Annotated in this window: 16 protein-coding genes; 8 read left to right on the forward strand and 8 right to left on the reverse strand. The window is 67.8% G+C overall.

All coding sequences use genetic code 11. The features are described 5' to 3' along the window. Positions 1-179 precede the first annotated feature (179 nt). Together corA and ACYYG1_RS03715 are read right to left on the reverse strand one after the other, a co-directional pair. On the reverse strand, positions 180-1,244 hold the full coding sequence (gene corA / locus ACYYG1_RS03710) for a magnesium/cobalt transporter CorA (RefSeq protein ID WP_461208929.1): 1,065 nt from the start codon (positions 1,242-1,244) through the stop codon (positions 180-182). Further along, positions 1,237-2,286 (reverse strand): mechanosensitive ion channel family protein, encoded by a 1,050-nt coding sequence (locus tag ACYYG1_RS03715; RefSeq protein WP_461208930.1) that lies wholly within the window; start codon positions 2,284-2,286, stop codon positions 1,237-1,239. Before ACYYG1_RS03715 ends, corA begins: the two co-directional genes overlap by 8 nt. A gap of 191 nt (positions 2,287-2,477) precedes the next feature. Here ACYYG1_RS03715 and ACYYG1_RS03720 point away from each other — a divergent pair, with 191 nt between their 5' ends. Continuing rightward, positions 2,478-2,828 (forward strand): ArsR/SmtB family transcription factor, encoded by a 351-nt coding sequence (locus ACYYG1_RS03720; protein WP_461208931.1) that lies wholly within the window; start codon positions 2,478-2,480, stop codon positions 2,826-2,828. A gap of 21 nt (positions 2,829-2,849) precedes the next feature. Beyond that, positions 2,850-3,968, forward strand: a complete 1,119-nt coding sequence (locus ACYYG1_RS03725; protein WP_461208932.1) for an SO_0444 family Cu/Zn efflux transporter — start codon at positions 2,850-2,852, stop codon at positions 3,966-3,968. A 127-nt stretch (positions 3,969-4,095) separates the two neighbouring features. On the opposite strand, the gene ACYYG1_RS03730 is transcribed toward ACYYG1_RS03725, so the two are convergent. The 3 genes from ACYYG1_RS03730 to recA form a co-directional block, all read right to left on the reverse strand. Further along, positions 4,096-4,713 (reverse strand): cysteine hydrolase family protein, encoded by a 618-nt coding sequence (locus ACYYG1_RS03730; protein WP_461208933.1) that lies wholly within the window; start codon positions 4,711-4,713, stop codon positions 4,096-4,098. A gap of 125 nt (positions 4,714-4,838) precedes the next feature. After that, positions 4,839-7,478 (reverse strand): alanine--tRNA ligase, encoded by a 2,640-nt coding sequence (gene alaS / locus ACYYG1_RS03735; protein ID WP_461208934.1) that lies wholly within the window; start codon positions 7,476-7,478, stop codon positions 4,839-4,841. Positions 7,479-7,574: 96 nt separating this feature from the next. Then, positions 7,575-8,654, reverse strand: coding sequence for a recombinase RecA (gene recA, locus ACYYG1_RS03740; protein ID WP_461208935.1), 1,080 nt, complete (start codon positions 8,652-8,654; stop codon positions 7,575-7,577). Between the two features lie 166 nt (positions 8,655-8,820). On the opposite strand from recA, the gene ACYYG1_RS03745 reads away from it, so the two are divergent. The 6 genes from ACYYG1_RS03745 (at position 8,821) to ACYYG1_RS03770 (ending at position 17,166) form a co-directional block, all read left to right on the forward strand. Then, the gene (locus tag ACYYG1_RS03745; RefSeq protein ID WP_461208936.1) at positions 8,821-9,891 is read left to right on the forward strand and encodes an adenine nucleotide alpha hydrolase family protein; all 1,071 of its coding nucleotides are present in this window, start codon (positions 8,821-8,823) and stop codon (positions 9,889-9,891) included. A gap of 322 nt (positions 9,892-10,213) precedes the next feature. Then, positions 10,214-12,298 carry a methyl-accepting chemotaxis protein gene (locus tag ACYYG1_RS03750; protein WP_461208937.1) on the forward strand — a complete coding sequence of 695 codons (2,085 nt, stop codon included), beginning with the start codon at positions 10,214-10,216 and terminating at the stop codon, positions 12,296-12,298. Between the two features lie 135 nt (positions 12,299-12,433). Then, positions 12,434-13,141: a Bax inhibitor-1/YccA family protein gene (locus ACYYG1_RS03755; protein WP_461208938.1), complete on the forward strand. Its 708-nt coding sequence runs from the start codon at positions 12,434-12,436 to the stop codon at positions 13,139-13,141. A 46-nt stretch (positions 13,142-13,187) separates the two neighbouring features. After that, positions 13,188-14,246: a tetraacyldisaccharide 4'-kinase gene (gene lpxK, locus ACYYG1_RS03760; RefSeq protein WP_461208939.1), complete on the forward strand. Its 1,059-nt coding sequence runs from the start codon at positions 13,188-13,190 to the stop codon at positions 14,244-14,246. Positions 14,247-14,533: 287 nt separating this feature from the next. Then, on the forward strand, positions 14,534-16,699 hold the full coding sequence (gene rnr / locus ACYYG1_RS03765) for a ribonuclease R (protein WP_461208940.1): 2,166 nt from the start codon (positions 14,534-14,536) through the stop codon (positions 16,697-16,699). A gap of 329 nt (positions 16,700-17,028) precedes the next feature. Further along, positions 17,029-17,166 carry a hypothetical protein gene (locus ACYYG1_RS03770; protein WP_461208941.1) on the forward strand — a complete coding sequence of 46 codons (138 nt, stop codon included), beginning with the start codon at positions 17,029-17,031 and terminating at the stop codon, positions 17,164-17,166. A gap of 126 nt (positions 17,167-17,292) precedes the next feature. Here ACYYG1_RS03770 and ACYYG1_RS03775 read toward each other — a convergent pair whose 3' ends face one another. Genes ACYYG1_RS03775 through ACYYG1_RS03785 form a run of 3 tightly spaced genes read right to left on the reverse strand, consistent with a single transcriptional unit; the run spans position 17,293 to position 19,269 of the window. Next, a complete protein-coding gene (locus ACYYG1_RS03775) occupies positions 17,293-18,435 on the reverse strand; it encodes an NADH:flavin oxidoreductase (protein WP_461208942.1) in 1,143 nt (380 codons plus the stop codon). 22 nt (positions 18,436-18,457) lie between these two features. Then, on the reverse strand, positions 18,458-18,751 hold the full coding sequence (locus ACYYG1_RS03780) for a putative quinol monooxygenase (RefSeq protein ID WP_461208943.1): 294 nt from the start codon (positions 18,749-18,751) through the stop codon (positions 18,458-18,460). Between the two features lie 2 nt (positions 18,752-18,753). Then, entirely contained in the window at positions 18,754-19,269 is a 516-nt protein-coding gene (locus ACYYG1_RS03785) for a nitroreductase family protein (protein WP_461208944.1), read from the reverse strand. Positions 19,270-19,296 lie beyond the last annotated feature (27 nt).

Genomic DNA, 19,296 nt, shown 5'->3' on the forward strand with positions numbered 1-19,296 from the left:
CGGATTCACCACGGCGCGGCCCCTTTTCCCGTTTTTTGAATCGACACGCCCACGCGCAGACGGCTCAAAAGTGTGCCTGTGCAAGGCGCGAAAGGGCGGCAAGCCCGACGCGTATCCCCATACGCGAGGGTTTGCCGCCCTTGAAGCAACGCCGCAATGGTGCGCTTTTCAGCCGTCTGCTATAGCCAGCGCTTTCTCGCAAAATAGACCAGCATCCCCACGCCTATGACGGCCATGGCGCCCAGGCACAGGAAATAGCCGAAGCGCCATTTCAGCTCAGGCATGAACTCGAAATTCATGCCGTAAATCCCGGCCACGAAGGTCAGGGGGATGAAGATGGTGGCCACCACCGTGAGCACGCGCATGACGTTGTTCATGCGCATGCCCGCCAGGGAGATGTGCGCGTCCATGATGCCCCCGAGCACGTCGTGCAGCACCTTGGCCGCCTCCACCGCGTGCAGGGCGTGCTCGGCCACGTCCTCCAGGTACGGCGCGGCCTCGCCCGTGATCTCCTCCGCCTCCCCGCGCTTGAGCGCGCCCAGGACTTCCTGGGTGGGCAGAAGCACGTTGCGCAGAAGCAGGATGCAGTCCCGCCGGATGCGGTAGGCCTCCAGCAGGCCCTCCTCCTCATGCCTGCCAGCCAGGCGGGATTCGAGCTCCTCCACCTCGGCCGAGAGCATGCCCAGGGCGTCCATGGCCCCGTCCACCAGGGCGTCGAACAGGGCCACGGCCAGGTACTGGGGCCCGCCCGCGCGGATGCGCGGCGCCCCCTTGCGCAGGCGCGCCAGCACCCCGGCCCAGGCGTCGTCCTCGCTCTCCTGGAAGGCCAGCACGTAGTTCTCGCCCCAGAGGACGCTGACCTGCTCCTCCTCCAGGCGCTTGTCGCCCTGCTGGTAGATGACGTTGCGCAGGGTCACGAAGCGGGCGTCGCCCTGGTCGTTGAGCTTGGGGCGCTGGGCCCCGCTGACCACGTCCTCCAGGATCAGCGGATGCAGGCCGAACCAGCCGCCCACGCGGCGCACCACCTCGGGCTCGTGCACGCCCACCAGGGACAGGAAATGCGTACGCCCGAAGTCCAGGACCGGGGCCTCGCCCGCCGTGTCCAGCACGCGCTCCTCGAGCCCTTCGGGGCCGTAGGCCAGATGCGTGAGGCTGGGGGTGAAGGACCGGCTGCGGCCCAGGTATTCCAGGGTGCCCGGGGCCGCGTCGCGCCGAAGGCCCAGTTGTTTGAAGAGATCAAGCATGGTTTTTCTCCCGCGCCATGAACAGGGTCCTGGTGGGATAGGCGAAGGCCACCCCGCGCTCCTCGAAGGCCCGCACGATGCCCAGGTTGATGGCCTGGAGCACGTCCATGTAGATGGTGTAGTCCGCCGCCTCCACGTAGAAGACCACCTCGAAGTCCAGGCTGGACGCGCCGAAGCCCTGGAAATGCGCGCGGTCGAAGGTGGCGCGGTCCGTGGCCTCCACCACCTCGCGGATCACCCCGGGCAGGGCCTCCAGGACCTCGGCCGGGGTCTGGTAGACCACGCCCAGGCCGAAGCAGACCCGACGCCGGGTCATGCGCCGGTAGTTGCGCACGCGCGAGCCCGTGAGGTCGGAGTTGGGCAGCACGATCTGTTCCCCGCCCAGGCTGCGGATGCGCGTGGTCTTCAGCCCGATGTGCTCGATGGTGCCCATGTGCTCGCCCATGGTGATGAAGTCGCCGATGCTAAACGGCCGGTCGAAGAGGATGGCGAAATAGCTGAACAGGTCGCCCAGCACGGCCTGGGCCGCGAAGCCCACGGCCACGCCCGCCACGCCCAGCCCGGCCAGCAGCGTGGAGACCTTGAAGCCCATGTTGTCCAGCAGGAAGACCCCGGCCAAAAGCCAGGCCGCGGCCTTGACCACGGGCAGGAAGGCCCTGCTGCCGTGCTCGGCCAGGGACGTGCCCCGGCGCTTGAGGGACAGGTCCAGGCCCAGGCGCAGCAGGTTGAAGCCCACGGAGATGGCCACAAACGTGGACAGGCAGAGGAGCAGCGTGAGCAGCGGCCCGTGCAGTCCCGAGGGGAACGAGATGCGCGTCATCCCGGCGAACAGGCCCAGGCCCCAGGCCAGCCACCAGATGGAGCTGTCCAGGGCGGCGGCCATGGCCTCGTCCGGCTCCACTCCCTTGGCGCGGCACCAGCGCGTGAGCACCGCGTGGTACAGCCAGCCGCCCACGCGCACCAAGCCGAAGCCAGCCACGAACAGGGCCGCGGCGGCCAGCCAGGCGTCCACTCCGGCGCCTGCGGAAGAATCCCAGGGCATTGTTTCTCTCCTTGGTTCACTGTCCAACCTTTCGTACCACGGCCCCGGGCCCGCTGACCACCCCGCCGCGCGGGGCCCGCTCCCGCAGGCAAAAATCGTCCCCCAAGCGCTTGACTCCGGGGCCGCTCGGGCATAGCTTCAAATAAACATATGAGCAATTGTTCAACTGAAATCAATTAACCGGAGCGAACATGGCCGACGACACGTGCGAAATCCACGGCTTGCATCCCGAGGCCCTGGAGCGGGTCAACGCGCAGATGCCCGGCGAGGAGGCCATCATCAGGCTGGCGGAGATATTCAAGGCCCTGGCCGACCCCACGCGGGCGCGCATCCTCTACGCCCTGGGCCTGGAGGAGTTGTGCGTCTGCGACCTGGCGTCGGTCACGGGCATGAGCTCCTCGGCCGTGTCCCACCAGCTGCGGCTGCTGCGGGCCTCGCGTCTGGTGCGCTACCGCCGCCAGGGCAAGATGGCCTTCTACACCCTGGACGACGACCACGTGCGCAGCCTCCTGGCCCAGGGCCTGGAACATGCCCTCGAATAACGAAACCGGACAAGGACCAAAATGACATACATCACTGATTTCCTGCTGCAGACCTGGATTCTGCTCAACGAGGCGGCGCCCTGGGTGCTCCTGGGCTTCCTGGTGGCCGGGCTCATCAAGGCCCTGGTGCCCGACGATTTCATAGCAAAACACTTGGGTAAACCGGGCATGGGGTCGGTGCTCAAGGCCTCGGCCCTGGGCGTGCCCATTCCGCTGTGCTCCTGCGGCGTGGTGCCCGCCGCAGCCGGACTGCGGCGGCAGGGAGCGGGCAAGGGGGCCACGGCCGCGTTCATGATCTCCACCCCGGAGACGGGCGCGGACTCCATGGCCGTTACCTGGGCGCTCCTGGACCCGGTGATGACCGTGGTGCGGCCCGTGGCGGCCTTCATCACGGCCATGGCGGCCGGAGCGGCCATCAATCTCTGGGCGGATAAGGACAAAAGTGGGAACGAGGAACTTAATCAACCCGTTCAATCGTGTTGCGGTGGGAATTGCTCCTGCGATTCGGCTCCCGCAGCGCCATCCCTGGGCGCGCGCCTGCGCGGCGGCCTGGAGCACGCCTTCGGCGACATGCTCCAGGACATCGGCAGGTGGCTGATCCTGGGCCTGATCCTGGCCGGGGCCGTGTCGGCCTTCGTGCCCGACGACTTCTTCCACGTCTGGCTGGGCAACGAATGGGCCTCCCTGGGCGTGATGCTCCTGGCGGGCATCCCCCTGTACATCTGCGCCACCTCCTCCACGCCCATCGCCGCCACCATGGCCCTCAAGGGCCTGTCCCCGGGCGCGGCCCTGGTCTTCCTGCTGGCCGGGCCCGCCACCAACGCGGCCACCGTGGCCGTGGCCTCGCGCATCCTGGGCAAACGCGCCACGGCCATTTACGTGGCCGCCATCGCCCTGTGCTCACTGGGCCTGGGCTGGCTGGTGAACCGGCTCTACGCGGCCCTGGGCCTGGACGTCACGGCCTGGGTCCTGGGCGCGGACCAGGAGGCGGTGACCTGGTTCAGCATGGCCTGCTCCGTGCTGCTCCTGGCCCTGATCCTGCGGCCGTCAGGCGGACACACATCCCACCAGGAATCTTGTTGCCAGACAAAGAACAATGGCGACAAGCACATTCATGGACATGACTTCGTGGTAAAATAAGCAGCTCTTCACGACACAAGGCGCCCAAAAAAGGCGGCATAGGCTCGAAGTCCATGCCGTCTTCCATTTTTCACGGCATGTTGTAGCGCCGTTCAGCGCTCCCACCGATTCCCGCCTAACAGGACGCTCAGGGCATGCGGATCAGGTCGCTGTGCGTGAGGGTGATGCCCCTGCGCGTGCCCGGGCCCGTGAGCAGCAGATGCACCGAGGCCTGCTCCACGTACGGGTCCGCGGCGGACAGGCAGTCCACGGGTAGGAGCACCTTGAAGCCCCTGAACCCGGCGGCCGTGGCCGTGTGCAGCACGGCCCCGTGGGCCGCAGTGCCCGTGACGATGACCGTGGTCACGCCCCTGGCGCGCAGGATGCCCTCCAGGTCCGTCTTCCAGAACTTGTCCACGCTGGAGGCCACCACGGGCTCCCCCTCCTGGGGCAACACCGGGGCCAGGATGGGCGTCCGCCTGGGCGTCAGGCTGTAGACCACGGGCAGGCCGGCCTTGCGCGCCCGCCGGGCCAGGTCCGCGATGCGCGGCACCGTGTCCAGGCAGCGGGGCCGCCGTTCGGCGTTGCAGGTCAATTCCTCGATGTCCAGGATGAGCAACGCGGTGGTCGCGGGGTCCGCGACGATCTCCTGCAGCTCCGGCGCGGCGGGAGGCTCGACCTGCCCCCACATGGCGTCGATGGATTGGGCCCGGGCCGGGGCGGCCAGCCCCAGCAGCACGGCAAGGATGCAAAGCGCTCGTTTCATGGCTCGTCCCCCTCTACAGAAGTCCGCCTTAGGCTACACCAAGCCGGGCCGCCCCGCCATCCGGAAAACGAAAACGGCCGCGCCCCGGAGGGCGCGGCCGTGTGAATCCGTCGTGGGGAAACCCGTCAGGCCAAGAGTTCCCTGAGTTTGTCCAGAGCGGCCTTGATCCCCGAGGGGTCGGTGCCTCCGGCCTGGGCCATGTCCGGCCTGCCGCCGCCGGAGCCGCCCACCTCGGCGGCCACGGGCTTGATGAGCGCCGGGGCGGTGAAGCGGCCGTGCAGATCCTTGGACACGTAGATGGCGATGCAGGCCTTGCCTTCTGCGTCGGCGGCCAGGCAGGCCACGCCCGAGGGCAGCTTGGAGCGCACGTCGTCCATCAGGTTGCGCAGGGCGCCCATGTTCGGGGCGTTGACCTGGGCGGCCAGGACCTTGATCCCGCCGATCTCGGCCACGCCGTCCATGATGTCGCCGCCGCCCGCGCCCGAGGCGGCCTGGGCCCCGACCTTCTCGATGTCCTTCTTGAGCTTCTTGACCTCTTTCTGCAAGGCGTTCACGCGCTCGGGCAGCTCGTCCGGGCTGCCCTTGAGCACCTCGGCGGCCTGCTCCGCGCTCTGGCGCAGCCCCTGGAAATGGGCCAGCGCGTTCCAGCCCGTGGCGCCCTCGATGCGCCGCACGCCCGCGGCCACGCCGGACTCGGAAAGGATCAGGAACGGACCGGCCTGGCCCGTGGATTTCAGGTGCGCGCCGCCGCACAGCTCGATGGACACGCCCGGAACCTCCACCACGCGCACCACGTCGCCGTACTTCTCGCCGAACAGGGCCATGGCCCCCTTGGCAACGGCCTCGTCGTGGGACATCTCGGCGATGGCCAGCGGCACGTCCGCCAGCACGGCGGCGTTGACCTCGCGCTCCACGGCCGCGCGCTCCTCATGGGTCAGGGCGGCGATGTGCTGGAAGTCGAAACGCAGCCTGTCCGGCCCCACCAGGGAACCGGCCTGCTTGACGTGGTCGCCCAGGACATTGCGCAGGGCCGCGTGCAAAAGGTGGGTGGTGGTGTGGTTGCGCTCGGTGGCCCGGCGCAGGTCCTCGTCCACCGCGAGGTGGACTTCCTGGTCGGGCAGGATTTCGCCCCTGGTCCCGGTCACGGCGTGCACCACCAGGCCGGGAGCGGGCTTCAGGGTATCCGTGACCCGGGCCTCGCCCGAGGGGGAGACGGCCAGGCCCTGGTCGCCCATCTGGCCGCCGGACTCGCCGTAGAAGCTGGTGGCGCCGGTGACCAGATAGCCCTTGCCGCCCTCGGCGATGCGCTCCACGGGTTCGGCCTCTTCGCCGAGGAGCGCCACGATGCGCGAGTCGCAGGAAAGCTCGTCGTAGCCCGTGAATTCCGTGCGCAGGCCCTCCTCCAGGAGCGCCTGGAAGCGGGTGGCCAGGGTCTGCTCGCCGCCCTTCCAGGCGGCCTTGGCGCGGGTCTTCTGCTCGCGCATGCGTTCCATGAACCCGGGCTCGTCCACGGAAAAGCCCTGCTTCTCGGCCACGTCGCTGATGATGTCCAGGGGGAAGCCGTAGGTGTCGTACTGGGTGAAGGCGAAGTCGCCCGAGACCACGGTCTCGCCGGCCCCGCGCATGCGCGCGAGCTCGTCCTCCAGGGACGCCAGGCCCTTGTCCAGGGTCTTGGCGAAGCGTTCCTCCTCGCCGCGCACCACATCGGTCATGAAGTCCTGGTTCTCGGTGAGCTCGGGGTAGTGGCCGCCCATGACCTCGACCACCTTCAGCGCCACCTTCCAGAGGAAGGGCTCGTCCCGGCCGATGAGCTTGCCGAAGCGCAGGGCCCGGCGGATGAGGCGGCGCAGCACGTAGCCCCGGCCCTCGTTGGAGGGCAGGATGCCGTCGGCGATCATGAAGGCGATGGACCGGCCGTGGTCCGCGATGACCCGAAGGGCCGTGTCCGCGTCCTCGCCGTCCTCCTTGTACTTCACGCCCGCCAGCTCGGCGATGTAGCCGATGATGGCCTGGAAGAGGTCCGTGTCGAAGTTGGAATACACGCCCTGGCAGACGGCGGCGATGCGCTCCAGGCCCATGCCCGTGTCGATGGACGGGCGCGGCAGGGGCGTGCGCGCCCCGCTTTCGTCCTGGTTGTACTGCATGAACACCAGGTTCCAGATCTCCAGGAAGCGGTCGCAGTCGCACTTGCCGATGCCGCAGTCCGGGCCGCACTTCATGTGCTCGCCCTGGTCGATGTGGATCTCGGAGCAGGGGCCGCAGGGGCCGGTGTCGCCCATGGACCAGAAGTTGTCCTTCTCGCCCAGGCGGTAGATGCGCTCGGCCTCGATGCCCGTGACCTTCTGCCAGAGGTCGAAGGCCTCGTCGTCGTCGCGGTAGATGGTCACGTACAACTTTTCCTTGGGCAGGCGCAGGCGCTCGGTGATGAACTCCCAGGCGAAGCGGATGGCGTCTTCCTTGAAGTAGTCGCCGAAGGAGAAGTTGCCCAGCATCTCGAAGAAGGTGTGGTGGCGCGCCGTGCGGCCCACGTTCTCCAGGTCGTTGTGCTTGCCGCCCACGCGCAGGCATTTCTGGCTGGTGGTGGCGCGCACGTAGTCGCGCTTCTCCTGGCCCAGGAAGGTCTTCTTGAACTGGACCATGCCCGCGTTGGTGAACAACAGCGACGGGTCGTCGCGCGGGATGAGCGGGGAGGAGGGCACGACGGTATGGCCCTTGTCCGCGTAATATTCGAGGAATTGTGTGCGGATTTCAGCAGCGGTCAACACGATGGGGGTGCTCCTTGGGAGAAATGCGCTCGCGACGGTGATGGGGCGCGCAACCCGGCCGGGAGGCCCCGGCCGGGGCGTTGGGGTTCAAATACGCTAGTCCTGATCCGGGGCGGACTCGAAATCGTCGAGGTCGTAGGCGCCCGAGGAGCCGGTGCTCCCGGTCATGCCCAGGTGCTCCAGGACCTTGTCCTCGATGGCCTGGCGCAGGTCCTCGTTCTCGGCCAGCATGGCGCGGACGTTCTCCTTGCCCTGGCCCAGGCGCTCGTCGCCGAAGGAATACCAAGCCCCGGACTTGTCCACGACGCCCGCGTCCACGCCCATGTCGATGAGCTCGCCCTCGCGGGAGATGCCCGTGCCGTAGAGCACGTCGAACTGGGCCTCGCGGAAGGGCGGGGCCACCTTGTTCTTCACCGTGCGCACGCGGGCCCGGATGCCGTAGGCCTCCTCCTTGTCCTTCAGGGTCTGGATGCGCCGGATGTCCAGGCGCACGGAGGAGTAGAACTTCAGGGCGTTGCCGCCGGTGGTGGTCTCGGGGTTGCCGTAGCCCGTCATGCCGATCTTCATGCGGATCTGGTTGATGAAGATCACGGCGGTGCGCGACTTGTGGATGGTGCCGGTGAGTTTGCGCAGGGCGTGGGACATGAGGCGCGCCTGCCCGCCCACCTGGGTCTCGCCCATGTCGCCCTCGAGCTCGGCCTGGGGGATGAGGGCGGCCACGGAGTCGATGACGATGACGTCCACGGCGCCGGAACGCACCAGCAGGCTCGCGATGTCCAGGGCCTGCTCGCCATAGTCGGGCTGGGAAATGAGCAGCTCGTCGGTCTTCACGCCCAGACGGCGCGCGTAGTTCACGTCCAGGGCGTGCTCCGCGTCGATGAAGGCCGCCGTGCCACCCTGCTTCTGGGCCTGGGCGATGACGTGCAGGGCCAGGGTGGTCTTGCCCGAGGATTCCGGGCCGTAGATCTCGCTGACCCTGCCGCGCGGGATGCCGCCGATGCCCAGCGCCAGATCCAGGGCGATGGACCCCGTGGGGATGCACGGAATCTGGACGTGGGCGTCGTCGGAAAGCTTCATCACGGACCCTTGGCCGTACTTGCGCTCGATGGTCACGAGCGCCGTATCCAGGGCTTCGCTGCGAAGGTCCTCGGGGCTCTTCTGGGGACGGCGTGCCATATCTATACTCCTTAAAAGGTATTCCGGGCCAAAGACGATTCGACATAGCAGAACCCGGGCCGCCGGGCAACCGCGCTTGACAGGCCTTAGCCGGGCCGAGGCCGGGCTTTTGCCGGGCAGGGCGAGGCGCGCCTCAGCCCTTGCCAGAGTGCGCGAGGCCCTATATATGCCTCTGCCCATGAGCCACAGCAAGACCTATGACGCCCTGGCCCTGTTTTCGGCCGGGCTGGACTCCATCCTGGCGGCGCGCACCATCCAGGACTTGGGCCTGGCCGTCAAGTGCCTGCACTTCACGTCCCCGTTCTTCGGCGACGCGGACAAGGTCGCGCACTGGAGCCGGACCTACGGCCTGGACGTCGAGGCCGTGGACGTGGGCCGGGACTTCGTGCGCATGATGCGCGGGGGGCCGAAATTCGGGTTCGGCAAGTACTTCAACCCCTGCGTGGACTGCAAGATCCTGCTGCTCACCCGCGCCCGGGAGCTGATGCCGCGCTACGGCGCGACTTTCATCGTCACCGGCGAGGTGGTGGGCCAGCGGCCCATGAGCCAGCGCCCCGACGCCATGAACAGCGTGCGCAACGAGTCCGGCACCAAGGGCATCCTGCTCCGCCCGCTGTGCGCCAAGCGCATGGAACCCACGCCCATGGAGGAATCCGGGCGGGTGGACCGCGAGCGCCTGCACGATTTCTGGGGCCGCGGCCGCACGGCCCAGCTGGAGCTGGCCCGGACCCTGGGCATCAGCGAAATCCCCACCCCGGCGGGCGGCTGCCTGCTGGCCGAGCCCGCCTCGGCCCGGCGCTACGCCCCGGTGCTGGAACGCATGCCCGAACCCGGGCCCGAGGACTTCCACCTGGCCAACCTGGGCCGCCAGTACTGGGCCGGGACCCACTGGCTGGCCATCGGCCGCGACCAGGGCAGCAACCAGCGCCTGGCCGAACGCGTGGCCCCCGGCGACCTGGTCTTCGACGTCAAGGATTTCCCCGGCCCCCTGGCCCTGGGCCGCCAGTTCGCGGGCCCCTGGTCCGCCGAGGCCGTGGCCGACGCGGCGGCCTTCACCGCCTCCTTCTGCCCGCGCGCCCGCCGCGCCGGGGGCGAGGTGGACGTGGTGGTGCGCTCCGGGGACGAGAGCCGCGTGGTCAACGTCCTGCCCACCAAGGACACGGTCCTCCCCTGGACCGAGACAGCCTGGGAGGACGCCGCCCCGGTGCGCGACGCCCTGGACGGCCGCCGGGGCTGACCCCGGACCCGGCCTTTCCCGCGCACGCCCTTTTCTTCTCTCTTCCTATTTTTATTGACAAATCACTGTCTTTTGCATCCCCTGTCTTCTTCGCGCTTTGCGGCCGAATTCCGCTGGCGCGTTCCGCCCCAGGCGGAACGCGCCAGCGGAAGGAAGCGTCCGGGCCGGTGTCTCGTCACGAAATCTCCACCCAATCGCCCCGACACCAGACACGTTTCCCGACGCGAGGCGGGCTATGAAGACGCCTCTTTCGTCCGCACGGACGCAACAGCCCGGACCGGCCGAAGCGGCGCGCCCGCCATATCCAACCCAAGGAGGTCTCATGTCTTTGCGCCTGAAACTCATTCTGAGCATCATCCTGCCCGTGGTCCTGGCCCTGGGCCTGATCATCGCGCTGGTCTCCCAGCAGATGCGCGCCATGGAGCGCGAAGACTTCACCGCCTCCTCGCAAAAACAGCTGGAAATGGTCGACCGCTACGTCGTGCGCTTCATCGAAGACGCGCAGGAAAACGCGCTGATGCTCACGCGGCTGCCCAAGATAGTGAACGCCAAGGGCAACATCACCAAATACATGGCCACCACGGAGCCCGGCATCGTGACCGCCGAGGCCGCCGCGCCTTTCGAACGCGGCGTGATCCAGGACCTGGAGCGGGTGCTGACCACCCATCCGGACTACGCCTGCGTGTACCTCGGCACCGAGGACGGCGGCTTCGCCCAGTCCCCGGCCGATCCCCTGCCCGCGGGCTATGATCCCAGAAAGCGCCCCTGGTACCAGCAGGCCAAGGCAGCCCGGGGCGACACGCACCTGACCAAGTCCTACATGTCCACCTCGGGCGAGGCCGTGGCCAGCGTGGCGGCCAAGGTCAACGACCGCCAAGGCAAGTTCGCGGGCATCGCGGGCGTGGATATCAACCTCTCCACCCTGACAAAGCTCACGGACAGCATGCAGCTCGGCAAATCGGGCTACGTGATGCTGGCCGAGGCCGACGGCACCCTGCTCGCGGCCCCCGGGCACAAGAAGCTCAACTTCAAACGCCTGGGCCAGACCGGCAACCCCGGCGTGGACGCCCTGGCGGCCATGCGGGGCCACGGCGAGGTGACCATGGACGGCGTGGAGAAGCTGGTCACCGTGCTCGTCTCGCCCGCCACGGGCTGGCGCATGGCTTTCGTCATCGACAAGGCCGAGGTCTTCGAGGGCGCCACGCACACTATGAGCACCCTGCTCCTCCTGGCCGCGGGCCTGGCCCTGGCCCTGATCCTGCTGGGCTGGTTCCTGGCCAGCGGCATCGCCAAACCCATATACGCCATGGTGGCCGGAGCCCGGGCCGTGGCCGCGGGCGACTACGACGACGTCCCCGACGATTCCCGGTTCAAGGGCGAGATCCTGGACCTGCACCTGGCCATGAAGACCATGGTCCAAAGCCTGTTCGCGGCCCTGGACGACGCCAAGGCCCAGACCGACGAGGCCCACAGGCAGACGGCCCGGGCGGAGCAGGCCGTGGCCGAGGCCGAACGCGCCAAGGCCGAGGCCGAGCAGGCCAAGCGCCAGGGCATGCTCGACGCGGCGAGGCAGCTGGAGGACATCGTGGCCCAGGTTTCCTCGGCCTCCGAGGAGCTGGCCGCCCAGGTGGAACAGTCCAACCGGGGCACGGCCGTGCAGCGCGAACGCACCGGCGAGACGGCCACGGCCATCGAACAGATGAACGCCTCGGTGCTGGAAGTGGCGCGCAACGCCTCCCAGGCCGCGGAGAGCGCGGACAACGCCAGGGACGAGGCCAACCAGGGTGCCGAGCGGGTCCGGGAAATGATCGCGGCCGTGAGCCAGGTGCACGAGAGGACCATGCGCATGGAGCGGGACCTGGCCGCGCTGGGCAAGCAGGCCGAGGGCATCGGGAGGATCATGGACGTGATCACGGACATCGCCGACCAGACCAACCTCCTGGCGCTCAACGCGGCCATCGAGGCCGCCCGCGCGGGCGACGCGGGCCGGGGTTTCGCCGTGGTGGCCGACGAGGTGCGCAAGCTGGCCGAAAAGACCATGCAGGCCACCCAGGAGGTGGGCACGGCCGTGTCCAGCATCCAGGAAGGCACGCGCCAGAGCATCCAGGGCATGACCGACGCGGCCGCACTGGTGGAGAAAAGCGCCCGTCTGGCCGAGGGTTCCGGCAACTCCCTGGCCACCATCGTGGGCATCGTGGAGACCACGGCGGATCAGGTGCGGGCCATCGCCACGGCCAGCGAGGAGCAGTCCTCGGCCACGGAGGAGATCAGCCGCGGTGCCGACGAGGTCAACGCCATCGCCGAGGAGACCTCCCGAGCCATGGACGAATCCAGCCGCGCGGTGACCGGCCTCTCCCGGCTGGCGGGCAACCTCCAGGATCTGGTGGTGAACCTCAAGGAGCAGTAGCCGGCCCTCCCCTTTTCCCCGCCCGGCGCGCCGTTGGCGCGGCACAGCCTCACTGGCCGCCCTTGCCAGGGAGGCATATCGGTATTATTGATTGCTTCAACTCGACCAGAAACCAATGCATATTTGGAGGATACAATGTCCCGTTTCCAGACAGTAAGCATGCCCCGGGCCCGCACCGAGGCCTTGAACGCCTTCATGCGCGGGGTCTACCAGTGGATGACCCTGGGCCTGGCGCTGACCGCGGCGGTGGCCTTCTTCACGGCCTCCAGCCCGGCGGTGCTCAACGCCATCTTCGGCAACCAGATGATGGCCTGGATCGTGATCCTGGCGCCGCTGGGCTTGGTCATCGCCCTGTCCGCCGGCATCAGCCGCATGTCCGCCGGCATGGCCACGGGCATGTTCCTGGCCTACAGTGCCCTCATGGGCCTGTCCCTGTCCACGGTGCTCATCGTGTACACGGGCCAGTCCGTGTTCATGGCCTTCGCCACGGCGGCGGGCATGTTCGGGGCCATGACGATCTACGGCATGACCACCAAGAAGGACCTGACGGGCATGGGCAGCTTCCTGTTCATGGGCCTCATCGGCATCGTCATCGCCAGCGTGGTCAACATCTTCGTGGGTTCCAGCCAGCTGGACTGGGTCATCTCCGTGCTCGGCGTGATCATCTTCACCGGGCTCACGGCCTACGACACCCAGAAGCTGCGGGTCATGGGCGAGACCGCCCCGGCCGACGACGCCACGGCGGTCAGGCGCGGCACCATCCTGGGCGCCCTGACCCTGTACCTTGACTTCATCAACCTGTTCCTGATGCTGCTGCGCCTGTTCGGCTCGGCCAGGGACTAAGGGGCAATTTCCGGGGGGCGGCCAAAGGCCGCTCCCGGACGACGCCATGGCAGACCTTTCCGGACTCCAGCGCCGCCTGCATCCCCTGCTGCACGTGCCCGGCCGGCTGTATGCTGGGCTCATGCGCCTGCGCCGCCAATGGTACGAAAGCGGCGCGCTCCTCTCCCACAATCCTGAAAAGCCCTGCGTCAGCGTGGGCAACATCTGCTGGGGCGGCACGGGCAAAACCCCGCTGACCCAGTGGCTGATGCAATGGGCCCTGAACCGGGGGCTGACCCCGGCGGTGCTCACGCGCGGCTACCGCGCCGCGCCCCCGGAGCTGCCCTTTCTGGTCAGCGAGGACTCCACCCCGGCCCAGGCCGGGGACGAGCCGCTCCTTTTGGCGCGCTCCTGCCCCGAGGCCCTGGTGGCCGTGGACCCGAACCGGACCCGGGCCGCAAAATGGCTCTTCGCCAAGCACCACCCGGACCTGTACATCATGGACGACGGGTTCCAGCACCTGGGGATCCGCCGCAGCCTGGACCTGGTGCTGCTCCGCCCCCAGGACCTCACGGACGACTGGGACCGCGTCATCCCGGCCGGCCCGTGGCGGGAGGGCGAGGAGGCCCTGTCCCGCGCCTCGGCCTTTCTCATCAAGGCGCCGCACGACGAATTCCAGGCCCTGACGCCGCTCATCAAAGAGTACCTGAACCGCTTCCGGACCCCGGTGTTCCCCTTCACCTTCGCGCCCAGGAAATTGATGCGCCTGGACCGGGTCTCCCACGCGCGCGGGTTCGGGGACGAGCCCTACCTGCTGGTTTCGGGCGTGGGCGAACCCGAGCAGGTCTCGGCCACGGCCGAGGCCCTGCTGGGCCGCCCCCCGGAGCTGCACATGCGCTTCGACGACCATTACGCCTACAAGCAGCAGGACTGGGACTTCATCGCCAGCGAGGCCGCGCGGGTCAACGCTTCCCACGTGCTGACCACGGGCAAGGACGCGGTGAAGCTCATCCAGCTGGAAACCCACGACCTCTGGACCTTCGACCACACCCTGGACTTCGGCCAGGGTGTGTTCACCCGGCAGACCTTTCCCGAGTGGTGGGAGGATTCCTGGCCAATGCTCTAGCGCGCAGGCCGCCCCAAAACAGCGATCTGCTTCGTTGCTGCGAAAAATGCAAAACCTCGCGTACGGGGAGTACGCGTCGGTCCTGCATTTTTCTTGCGCCTTGCATCTCACTATTTTGGAACGGCCTGCGCCAACGGCGAAGCAACAAACAATCCAGCGGCCCAAGGGCCGTTTCTCCCCTTGGCGGGCCGCAATCAGATGACATTTCCGCGACAGGTGTTCATGACGCCCCTTTGGGCGTATCATGACGCCGACACACGCAAGAACAATTTCAATTGGAGCCAAAAATGGCACGCAAGAAAATGAAGAAAGACGCACCCGCGGGCGTGAACCCGCGCACGGTGCTGGCCGCCCTGAAACAGGCCGCCCGGCCCATGCGCCGCAACGAGATACTTTCCGCCCTGGCGGCGGGAAAAGCCGGCAAGCGCGACCTCAAGGCCGCTCTCAAGGTCCTCATGGACGACGGCAAGATCATCAACACCCGGGGCGGGGCCTTCGGCCTCACCGAGAGCATGAGCATGGTCACGGGCGTGCTGGAAATCCAGAAGCGCTCGGGCGTGGGCTTCATCATCCCCGAGGACAAGCGCCGCAAGGACGTCTTCGTCAACCGCCGCAACTTCGGCGACGCCTGGCACGGGGACAAGGTGGTGGCCGCCGTGATGCCCGCCCCGCGCAGGCAGGGCAAGGAGATGAGCCCCGAGGGCCGCGTGGTGCGCGTGCTGGAGCGCGTGCGCAAGTCCCTGCCCGTGCGCGTGGAGCGCAAGCTGGGCCCTGGCCTGTACCTCTCCCGGCCCACGGACCCGCGCCTGGCCTTCAACATGGTGGCCGACACCGCCGACCTCGCCGAGCCCCCGGCGGACGGCGACATCCTCTACGTGGAGCCCGGGGACAAACTGGACAACAAGCTCTGGGCGGGCAAGGCCACCCGCATCCTGGGCCAGGAGAACGACGTGGCCGTGCAGGAGCAGCTGGTCAAGGCCGCCCACGGCGTGCCCGGCATCTTCCCCAACGACGCCCTGCACGAGGCCGGGGCCCTGCCCGAGATGCCCGCCGAGGCCGACTTCGCCGGGCGCACGGACCTGCGCGACCTGCCCCTGGTGACCATCGACGGGGCCAAGGCCCGGGACTTCGACGACGCCGTGCACGTGGCCCGCGAGGGCGCGAACTGGCGGCTCACCGTGGCCATCGCCGACGTCTCGCACTACGTGCGCCCGGGCTGCGCCCTGGACAAGGAGGCCCAGAAACGGGCCAACTCCTACTATTTCCCTCAGTCCGTGGAGCCCATGTTCCCCGAGGCCCTGTCCAACGGCCTGTGCAGCCTGAACCCGGACGTGCCGCGCCTGGCCATGGTGGCCGAGGTGGTGGTGGGCCCGCAGGGCGAGGTGCGCGACGAGAAGTTCTACGCCGCGGTCATCAAGAGCCACGCCCGCCTGACCTACATGCAGGTGCACCGGGCCCTGGAAAAGGACGACCAAGCCGAACAGAAGGCCATCGGGCCGGAGCTCATGGCCATGCTGCGCGAGGCCGAGGCCTGCGCCCGGGTGCTCAACGCCATGCGCACGCGCCGGGGCAGCCTGGACTTCGACCTGCCCGAGCCGGAGATCCGCTTCAACATTTACGGCGAGACCACGGACATCCAGCCCCGGCCGCGCACCTTCGCCCACCAGATCGTCGAGGAGTTCATGATCGCGGCCAACGAGGCCGTGGCCCGGCGGCTCACGGACCTGAACCTGCCCTGCCCCTACCGCATCCACCCCAGCCCGGACGCGGAAAAGCTCAAGGGAGTGTGGGACATCCTGTCCCGCGCGGGCGTGGCCAAGGGCCAGCCGCCCAAGGGCGCCATCAGCCCCTCGGACCTGCAGGACCTGCTCACCGCGGCCCAGGGCACGAACATGGAGTTCATGGCCGGGCGGCTGGTGCTGCGCTCCATGATGCAGGCCATCTACCACCCGGTGAACGAGGGCCACTTCGGCCTGGCGTCGGACTGCTACTGCCACTTCACCTCGCCCATCAGGCGCTACGCGGACCTCATCGTGCACCGCTCGCTGAAGTCCGCCCTGGGCCTGGAGAACTCGCCCCGGCCCAAGCCCGCCACCCTGAAGAGCATCTGCGAGCACATGAGCGCCCGGGAGCGCGTGGCCATGGAGGCCGAGCGCGAGATATTGAAGCGCCTGACCATCCTCTTCCTGGAGGACAAGGTGGGCGAGGAATACACGGGCGTGGTCAACGGGGTCGCGGAATACGGCTTCTGGGTGGAGCTCAACGAGGTCATGGCCGAGGGCATGGTGCGCCTGTCCACCCTGGACGACGACTATTACCGCTTCGTGACCCAGCGCCAGGAGATCGTGGGCGAACGCACGGGCCGCCGCTTCCACCTGGGGCAGACCGTCAAGGTGCAGCTTTTCGACGTCAACCTGGCCCGCCTGGAAGTGGACCTGGAACTCCTGTCCTGATTCCGACGAGGCCGCGCCCCGCAAGGCGCGGCCTCTTTTTTCACGGCTCATGTGAATCGATTCACATAAGCCGTTCACCACCCTTAGGCACCCAATCGTTTCACTATTATTCTAACACTTTGTTTTTCAACGAAATAATTTTCTTACAATTTTTTGTCCGCGCCCGGGCGCCCGTCCGACCTATCTGAAAAACAACATATTGATTTAACAGAAATAATTCTGCAATCAGCCAACACCTGTTGCAGGGTTGCCATTGCATGTGAAAATTAGTACACGGGAACTGCGGGGCGCTTTCCGCCCCGGACGCATCATCTCAGGAGTTATCGGACATGGTTCACTTCATTTGCAACATCCCCTCTCTCATCGCCCTGAACCTGCTGGCCCTCGCCAACGGACTGCTCGGAGGCATCTTCGATCCGCTCTTTGAAGCGCAAACCGACAATTCGACTCGGCCCGGAAGCTTCTAAGCCGACGGGATTCCCCTTCGCCCGAAGCGCACAGCGACGGGTCCTCTATCCGGCCATGCCCGACAAAAACGCCCGGCGCCCCCAATACGGGGACGCCGGGCGCTTGGTGTCAAACTCTGAGTAAGTTTACTGCTTCTTGGCGTTGGCCGCCTGCTTCTTGCGCAGCACGCAGTACAGGCCCTCGCCCTTGACGGCGGGCTTGAAGCAGAGGTTGTCGGACATGCACTCGGCCTTGGCGCGGTCGCCCTCCTGCCAGCGCTTGACCAGGCCCGGCTCGCGGATCAGCGGCCTGGAGAGGGAAACGAGGTCGCAGACGCCCTCGTCCACAAAGGCCTCGGCCCGCTCGAAGGAGCGGATGCCGCCCACCAGGGCCAGGGGCGGGGTCAGGCCGCTCTTCTTGTACATTTTCGCGCCCAGGCGGTGATAGCCCTCCTCCTCGGGCTTGATCATGCCCATGCGGATGGGCACGTGCCGCCGCGAATCCGGCGTGCCGCCGGACAGCTCCACCGCGTCCACGCCCGCCTCGGCCAGGCGCGAACAGGCCGAGACCATGTCCTCGGCGTCGTAGGGCGTGACGGTCTTGAACTTGTCGAACATGTAGTCGTGGGCGTTGATCTTCACCAGCACGGGGAAGTCCGGGCCCGCGGCTTCGCGCACGGCCGCGTAGATCTCCATGAGCAGGCGCTCGCGGTTCTCGCGCGCGCCACCGTATTCGTCCTCGCGCAGGTTGAATATCCCGGACAGGAACTGCGAGATCAGGTAGCCGTGGGCCGCGTGCAGCTGCACGGCGTCGAACCCGGCCTCCCTGGCCCGGGCCGCGGCCAGGCCGAAGGCCCGCACCACGCCCTCGATGTCCCCGGCGTCCATGGCGCGGCAGGACCGCTCGTTACCGTAGGCGTCCGAGCCGGACGGGCCCAGGGGCCGGAGGCCCGTGACCTTCTCCAGAGCGCGCATGCCCCCGTGGGCCAGCTGGCAACAGATCAGCCCGCCCGCCTCGTGGGTGCGCCCGGTCATGCGCTTGAGGCCCGGGATCATGGCGTCGTCGTGGATGCCCAGCTGCCTGGGGCTGCCCTGGCCTTCCGGGGAGACGTAGGCGTGGCCCGTGATGATCAGGCCCACCCCGCCCTTGGCCAGCTTGGCCATGAGCGCGTCCAGGCCGGTGGTGCTTGAGCCGTCGATCTCGGCCATGCCTTCCCAGGTGGCCGAACGCAGGAAGCGGTTCGGAAGTTCCAGAGGACCGATGCGCAGGGGGTCGAAAAGCTTGGACATGCGGATTCCTTTGGCTTGCGGCCTACGCCCCGCAGGCCTCCCAGACGGTGACGTCGGAAGACAGGAGCAGGGGGCCGGTGATGGAACGGAAGGTGGCAATATGCTCCGAGGCGAGATGTTTTTCAAGGGCCTCGCGGGAGGCCCACTTCTCCACGAAGCACATCTCGTCGGGAGCCTCGGGCCTGACGTGGGGCACGTACTCCAGGCAGCCCTCCTCGGCCCTGGTGGCCGCCACCAGGGGCGCGAGGGCCGCCAGGATCACGGGCAGTTCCCCGGGGCGCGCGATGTTGCGCGCCACAACGGTGACCTGGCTCATGTTCAGCCCTCCCAGCGGTTGGCGTGCACCCGCTCGGGGCGATAGCGGTCCTTGGCCGTGGACGGCTGCTCCGTGGGGCCGACGGGGATGAGCGCCAAGGGCACGACGTTCCCGGGCAGGCCGAACAGCTCGCGCGCGCCCTGGACCCGCGCCTCGTCCGGATAGATGCCCGTCCACACCGCGCCCAGGCCCATGGCCCGCGCGGCCAGGAGCAGGTTTTGCACCGCCGCCGCGCAATCCTGGACCCAGAAGCCCGGGTATTTCTCCAGGCTCAGGTCGCCGCAGACCAGGACGGCGGCCGAGGCCTCGCGGATCATGGCCGCGTACTGGTGGAAATTCGGGACCTTGTCCATCACCGCCCGGTCCGTGAGAACCACGAACTGCCAGGGCTGGGCGTTGCCGGCGCTGGGCGCGGCCATGGCCGCCCGGAGCAGGGTCTCCATCTGCTCGCCGCTCACGGGCCCGCCCGTGAACTTGCGGATGCTTCTGCGCGTGTGGATGGCTTCCAATGCGTCCATTTTTCCTCTCCTTGTAGCTGGTTGCCG

The sequence above is a fragment of the Desulfocurvus sp. DL1XJH-121 genome, from assembly GCF_054819825.1.

Excerpts from the sequence above, each read along its gene's own strand:
- corA (WP_461208929.1), bottom strand. The coding sequence starts at position 1,244 with ATGCTTGATCTCTTCAAACAACTGGGCCTTCGGCGCGACGCGGCCCCG.
- ACYYG1_RS03715 (WP_461208930.1), bottom strand. The coding sequence starts at position 2,286 with ATGCCCTGGGATTCTTCCGCAGGCGCCGGAGTGGACGCCTGGCTGGCC.
- ACYYG1_RS03720 (WP_461208931.1), top strand. The coding sequence starts at position 2,478 with ATGGCCGACGACACGTGCGAAATCCACGGCTTGCATCCCGAGGCCCTG.
- ACYYG1_RS03725 (WP_461208932.1), top strand. The coding sequence starts at position 2,850 with ATGACATACATCACTGATTTCCTGCTGCAGACCTGGATTCTGCTCAAC.
- ACYYG1_RS03730 (WP_461208933.1), bottom strand. The coding sequence starts at position 4,713 with ATGAAACGAGCGCTTTGCATCCTTGCCGTGCTGCTGGGGCTGGCCGCC.
- recA (WP_461208935.1), bottom strand. The coding sequence starts at position 8,654 with ATGGCACGCCGTCCCCAGAAGAGCCCCGAGGACCTTCGCAGCGAAGCC.
- ACYYG1_RS03745 (WP_461208936.1), top strand. The coding sequence starts at position 8,821 with ATGCCTCTGCCCATGAGCCACAGCAAGACCTATGACGCCCTGGCCCTG.
- ACYYG1_RS03750 (WP_461208937.1), top strand. The coding sequence starts at position 10,214 with ATGTCTTTGCGCCTGAAACTCATTCTGAGCATCATCCTGCCCGTGGTC.
- ACYYG1_RS03755 (WP_461208938.1), top strand. The coding sequence starts at position 12,434 with ATGTCCCGTTTCCAGACAGTAAGCATGCCCCGGGCCCGCACCGAGGCC.
- lpxK (WP_461208939.1), top strand. The coding sequence starts at position 13,188 with ATGGCAGACCTTTCCGGACTCCAGCGCCGCCTGCATCCCCTGCTGCAC.
- rnr (WP_461208940.1), top strand. The coding sequence starts at position 14,534 with ATGGCACGCAAGAAAATGAAGAAAGACGCACCCGCGGGCGTGAACCCG.
- ACYYG1_RS03770 (WP_461208941.1), top strand. The coding sequence starts at position 17,029 with ATGGTTCACTTCATTTGCAACATCCCCTCTCTCATCGCCCTGAACCTG.
- ACYYG1_RS03775 (WP_461208942.1), bottom strand. The coding sequence starts at position 18,435 with ATGTCCAAGCTTTTCGACCCCCTGCGCATCGGTCCTCTGGAACTTCCG.
- ACYYG1_RS03780 (WP_461208943.1), bottom strand. The coding sequence starts at position 18,751 with ATGAGCCAGGTCACCGTTGTGGCGCGCAACATCGCGCGCCCCGGGGAA.
- ACYYG1_RS03785 (WP_461208944.1), bottom strand. The coding sequence starts at position 19,269 with ATGGACGCATTGGAAGCCATCCACACGCGCAGAAGCATCCGCAAGTTC.